Raw genomic sequence first — 5,012 nt, 5'->3', positions numbered from 1 at the left:
CCCTGCGCCTGTTCGCCTGCCTGCCCGCTGCCCGCTGCCCGCTGCCCGCTGCCCGCTGCCCGCTGCCCGCTGCCCGCTGCTCGACTGCTCCCCGCTCGCCTGCCCGACCGCCCTCTTCTTTCCTCTTCCCTCATTCCCGGCCGCCTTCCCACCCTTTCCACCCTTCCCACCCGCTTCCCGCCCTCCGCACCCGCTTCCCGCCCTCCGCACCCACCCCCACCCCTACGCCGACGTCCGATTCCGCCGCGTCCGGCGATGCTCCGACACGTGCACCCGGTTCGAGCACCGCGTGGAGCAGAACCGCCGACGCCCGTTGCGCGAGGTGTCCACGTACACCACCCCGCACCCCTCCCGATCGCACCGCCCCACCCGATCGGGGTCCTGGCAGAACGCGTGCGCCAGCCCCGACGCCGTGTAGGCCTTCACCCGCGCCACCGTCGGCCCCTCCTCGCGGGCGAAGTGCAGGTGCGGCTCCCGACCGTCGTGCACGGAGATGTAGGGCTGCGTCGACGACTCCGCCAGCAGCTCGTTGAGCGCGGCCACCCGGTCCACGGTCCCGGCGAACACCGCCTCCAGCCGCCGAGCCCACGCCATCAGCTCGGCCGCGCCCGCCGCGTCGAAGCTCCCCGCGTGGCGGTAGTCGTGCGCGCGCAGCAGCGCGAGCAGCTCGTCGGGGGACTGGTCGGGGTCGGCGTTGACCAGCGAGACCGCGAGTTCGGCCGCCAGCCCACCGTAAGGGTTGAAATGCACTGAACCATGACAGCACGCTGGGGGAGTGAACACCAGATGCCCGTCCTGCGGCTGGCCCGTGACCGACCCCACCGCCCCCGCCTCCACGCACCGCAGCGCTGCGGGTCAGGTCCGCTACCAGCGGTGCGTGTGCGGCGGCTGGCTGGTGCTCCAGGGCGGCCTGATCGTGACCGCCGTGGGTGCTTCACGGTCCACCCCGGCGCTGCGCTCACCCGAAGGAACCAGTATCGTCCGAAATTGTGACGCTCCGTCGTGAACTGCTGTGCGATACGGCCATCTCAGTGCTGGCCAACGAAGGCGGCCGGGGTCTCACCCACCGTGCGGTCGACCGAGGGGCGGGCGTGCCCCTCGGCACCACCAAGAACTACTTCCCCACCAGGGAAGCCCTCCTCCAGGCCGCCGCGAACCGGATGACCGAACTGCACGTCGCCGCCGTCCACCGGCTCCGCGACACCACCCCCGCCGACGTGACCGCCACCGACGTCGCCGAGCTGTACCCGGCGCTGCTGCGCCGCGCGGTCGCCGAAGACCCGACGCACGTCCTCGCCATGGTCGAGCTGTACCTGGAGGCCGTGCGCAGGCCCGGCGTGCGCGCGGCGCTGAGCCGCATGGCCGTGGCCAACGCCGAGGCCAGCGCCGAACTCCACCAGACCGCCGGACTGCCCAGCACCACCCGCGACACCGGCCTGCTCGACGCCTACTTCCTCGGCGTCGCGATCTCGCTGCTCGCGCTCCCCGAGGACGCGCTGCACGAGGTCGGCCTCGCCGACCCGTACGCCCTCGGCCTCGGCCTGTTCTCCGCGGCCGTGCCGCGCGCCGCGACCGGGAAACCCGGCGCTCAGGCCACCGGCACGAGCTGATCGACGCTCGTCACGACCAGCGCGGTCGGGATCGCGGGCTCCTTGCCGCAACTGGTCGGCCGCGCGGGCGGCAGCCTCCGCGCCGCCACACCGACCTCCCACTCGCGGCCGTCGTCGTGCCGCACCAGCACCGTCCACGCCGTCTCGTCCCGCCGCCGCTCCGGCTCCACCCGCAGCACGTCACCGACCTCTCCGGTCCGCGCCCGCACCGCGACCTCCGCGACCTGCCCCGCCTTCGACCAGTACGACCGCCCCCGGCAGCGCTCCACCACCACGTCCCGCGCGACCAGCAGCGCGTCGGCGAAGTCGGTGTCCAACCCCCCGTAGAGGTATCCCGAGGGCAGCAGCACCCCGGTGGGGGAGAACCGGTGACCACCGGTGTGGGTGCACTCCCACACCGCGTCACCGTGCCGCGCGACCAGGTCCGCCACGATCGGCCGCCCGTACAGCGCGCAGCACACGTCACGGCGGCCGTTGGTGCACACCAGCAGCAGCGGCCCCGCCTCCGGCGTGCCGAACCCGGTCGACCGCCCCTCCCCGAGCGCGGCGAAGTCCAGCTCCAGCAACTCCTCCGGCTCGGTCAGCTCCGCCCGTTCCAGCCACGACGAGCCGGGCGCGCAACTGGCCAGGAAGACGCGGCGACGCTGCGGCAGGTGCCGGTCGGCGTGCTTGCCCGGCCGACGGATCAGCAGCACCCGCACCCCGGTCCCGGTCGACCGGCGGATCAGCTCCGCACCCAGCTCCGGGTCGAGGTGGCTCTCCAGCAGCGCGTCCGGACCCCACGGCCCCGGCTGCTCCAGGCACACCCACGCCTTCGCCGTGGCGGCCGTCCCGGACCGGGGCTCGTCGAGGGCCGCGGAGAACGCGGAGCAGAGCGGCTCGATCACAGCCACAGATTGCCCGAACAGGGCTGAACGGGTGAAGCCGGGGCGGCGTTCGCTGATCGGTGACGCATCCACGCCGGATACCCACCCCACCGGAACCCACCCCTGGTTTCTCTAGGCTCACCGCATGAATCCCGTCACCGTGGTGACCGGTGGGAGCCGCGGCATCGGCGCCGCCACCGTCCGCACCCTCGCCGCCCGAGGCCACCACGTCGCCATCGGCTACCGCCAAGCCCTCGACGAGGCCGACGCGCTGGCGCGCGACATCCGCGCCGACGGCGGCCAGGCCGTCGCCGTCCGCGTGGACACCACCTCACCGCGGGACGTCGACGAACTGTTCGACACCGCGGCCAGCGTCCTGGGCCCGATCACCGGCCTGGTCAACAACGCGGGCGCCACCAGCCCCGCCGGCCCACTGGCCGACCTGCGCGTCGAAGACCTCCGCCACGTCCTCGACGTCAACCTCCTGGGCGTCCTCCTCTGCGCCCGCAGGGCCGCCCGCGACCTCACCGAGGGCGGCGCCGTCGTCAACGTCTCGTCAGCCGCCGCAACCCTGGGCAGCCCCAACGAGTACGTCCACTACGCCGCCGCGAAAGCAGGCGTGGACGCCCTCACCATCGGCCTCGCCAAAGAACTGGGCCCGCGCGGCATCCGCGTCAACTGCGTGGCACCGGGCACCGTCCGCACCGACATCCACGCCGTCTCGGGCATCCCCGACCGCCCCGATCGAATGGCCGCGGTGATCCCCCTGCGCCGCGCGGGCGAGCCGGACGACATCGCCAACGCCATAGCCTGGCTGCTGAGCCCGGAAGCGGCCTTCACCACCGGTGCCGTACTACGAGTGGCAGGCGGTCTCTAACCCCTCCACGACCGCCTCCGCCTCCCCGTTTCCTTTCCCCTTTCCTTCCCACTTCCCCTTTCCCGCCCCACTCGATCCCGAACCGACGCACCTTTCCACCAGCACTACCATCACCCCATGGCGAGATCCCCACTGACCGAACCCGAACACCAGGGGGCGCTTCCCCGAGCCCGACCCGCGCTCGCCCGCACACCGCCACCCCGATGACCGCTTAGGTGGACCACACGAGGTTCGTGCTGGACAACACCCGGCCCCAACTGGTTCCGCTGGTGCCGGAAGTGATCCTGCACGGAGCGGACGACGTCATCTCCCTCTGGGAGGCCACGGCGAAGGACGACCCACCGTTCTGGGCGTTCCCGTGGGCGGGCGGCCAAGCCCTGGCCCGCTACGTCCTGGACCACCCCGAGGTGGTCATCGGCCGCCACGTCCTGGACCTGGCCTCCGGTTCGGGCCTGGTGGCCATCGCCGCCCGCCTGGCCGGAGCAGCGATGGCCACGGCGAACGACATCGACCCCCTCGCCACCGCCGCCATCCCCCTCAACGCGGCCCTCAACGGCGTCACGATCACCACGGCGAACACGGACCTCCTGGGAGGAGAACCGAACGCCTACGACGTGGTCCTGGCGGGCGACGTCTTCTACGACCGGGGCATGGCCAACCGAGTCCTGCCGTTCCTCCGGGCAGCCACCGGACGAGGCGCGGCGGTCCTCGTGGGGGACCCCCAACGAGCCCACCTGCCCCGCGCGGAATTCACCGTTCTCGCCTCCTACGACGTACCCGTTCATTCCGCCCTGGAGAGCGAGCAGACCAAACGCACCACGATCCTGCGCCCGAAGTGAGGCTGGTGTCGATCTTCCCCACCCGTTCGTGCCACACTTTCACCCAGGACTGAAGGGAAAAAGGTGCCGATCGGATCCATGCGAGCCACCGCCGTAGTGGCCGCCGCTGTAGCGCTGCTGCTGGCAGTGATCAGCAACGCCCTGTGGGAACCACGGGAACTCCCGGCCGCGGCAGGCACGACACCCCAGCCTGCCCCCACGGCACCCGCGAGCCAGGAGCAGAAGGAGCAGAAGGCCAAGGACCCCCAAGCGGTCAAGGCAGAACTCCTGCGCTCCTGCGGAAACCCCGAACTGGACCCAGCCAACTTCACTCTCGGAGCCCTCATCGACGACGGCCAGGGCCACAAGATCGTCGTCGCGAGCTCACCAGAGGTGATCGCCATGTGCGGTGTGCACCCGCTGGGCTCAGGCTCAGGCGTGGGCCCGCTGACGGAGCGGGGTTTGCGCAACGTGGGTCGGGTGTTGGTGGGTGGGGGTGGTGTGGATGCTGATACCGGGTTTCTGGGTTATGGCCGGACGTTGCCGCAGGTGGCGCGGATAGAGATGTTCCTGCCGGGTGGTCGTCCGGTCCTGGCCGACACCGCGGCGGAGACCTTCGCTTATTTCGTGCCGTTGCCGCGGGATCGGGTATCGGGGTTGACGGTGCGGGTGTTCGACGGGGCGGGTGTGGTGTTGTACAGCGGTCCGCTGTGACGGTGGCGCGGTCGCACCCCGGTTGCGGTCGACGGTCACCCCTGGGTTACCCCACGCGATTCACGATCTCTTCTTCCGCCGTGATCACTGACCCGCCCCCGGCCCATCACTGATCTGGCCGCTGGCC

Annotated in this window: 6 protein-coding genes; 4 read left to right on the top strand and 2 right to left on the bottom strand. The window is 71.7% G+C overall.

What is annotated here, in order from left to right; translation table 11 throughout:
- Positions 1-222: 222 nt before the first annotated feature.
- Complete coding sequence (locus AC156L_RS26650; protein ID WP_330879445.1) at positions 223-750, bottom strand: CGNR zinc finger domain-containing protein; 528 nt, start codon at positions 748-750, stop codon at positions 223-225.
- A gap of 341 nt (positions 751-1,091) precedes the next feature.
- Between AC156L_RS26650 and AC156L_RS26645 the strand changes: the two genes are divergently transcribed.
- Positions 1,092-1,610, top strand: coding sequence for a TetR/AcrR family transcriptional regulator (locus AC156L_RS26645; RefSeq protein WP_330879444.1), 519 nt, complete (start codon positions 1,092-1,094; stop codon positions 1,608-1,610).
- On the opposite strand, the gene AC156L_RS26640 is transcribed toward AC156L_RS26645, so the two are convergent.
- Positions 1,589-2,497: a ferredoxin family protein gene (locus AC156L_RS26640; RefSeq protein ID WP_330879443.1), complete on the bottom strand. Its 909-nt coding sequence runs from the start codon at positions 2,495-2,497 to the stop codon at positions 1,589-1,591. The two genes, AC156L_RS26645 and AC156L_RS26640, sit on opposite strands and share 22 nt — an antisense overlap.
- 124 nt (positions 2,498-2,621) lie before the next feature.
- Between AC156L_RS26640 and AC156L_RS26635 the strand changes: the two genes are divergently transcribed.
- The 3 genes from AC156L_RS26635 (at position 2,622) to AC156L_RS26625 (ending at position 4,885) form a co-directional block, all read left to right on the top strand.
- Entirely contained in the window at positions 2,622-3,353 is a 732-nt protein-coding gene (locus tag AC156L_RS26635) for an SDR family NAD(P)-dependent oxidoreductase (RefSeq protein WP_330879442.1), read from the top strand.
- A gap of 215 nt (positions 3,354-3,568) precedes the next feature.
- Positions 3,569-4,192, top strand: coding sequence for a class I SAM-dependent methyltransferase (locus AC156L_RS26630; protein ID WP_330879441.1), 624 nt, complete (start codon positions 3,569-3,571; stop codon positions 4,190-4,192).
- Positions 4,193-4,270: 78 nt separating this feature from the next.
- On the top strand, positions 4,271-4,885 hold the full coding sequence (locus AC156L_RS26625) for a hypothetical protein (RefSeq protein ID WP_330879440.1): 615 nt from the start codon (positions 4,271-4,273) through the stop codon (positions 4,883-4,885).
- Positions 4,886-5,012 lie beyond the last annotated feature (127 nt).

This window comes from Umezawaea sp., from assembly GCF_057122925.1.
Note: the sequence above shows the minus strand (reverse complement) of the source record. Positions and strands in the feature narration are given on the sequence as shown.

Bases quoted from the DNA above. Each gene is read 5' to 3' on its own strand.
- AC156L_RS26635 (WP_330879442.1), top strand. From the start codon at position 2,622: ATGAATCCCGTCACCGTGGTGACCGGTGGGAGCCGCGGCATCGGCGCC.
- AC156L_RS26625 (WP_330879440.1), top strand. From the start codon at position 4,271: ATGCGAGCCACCGCCGTAGTGGCCGCCGCTGTAGCGCTGCTGCTGGCA.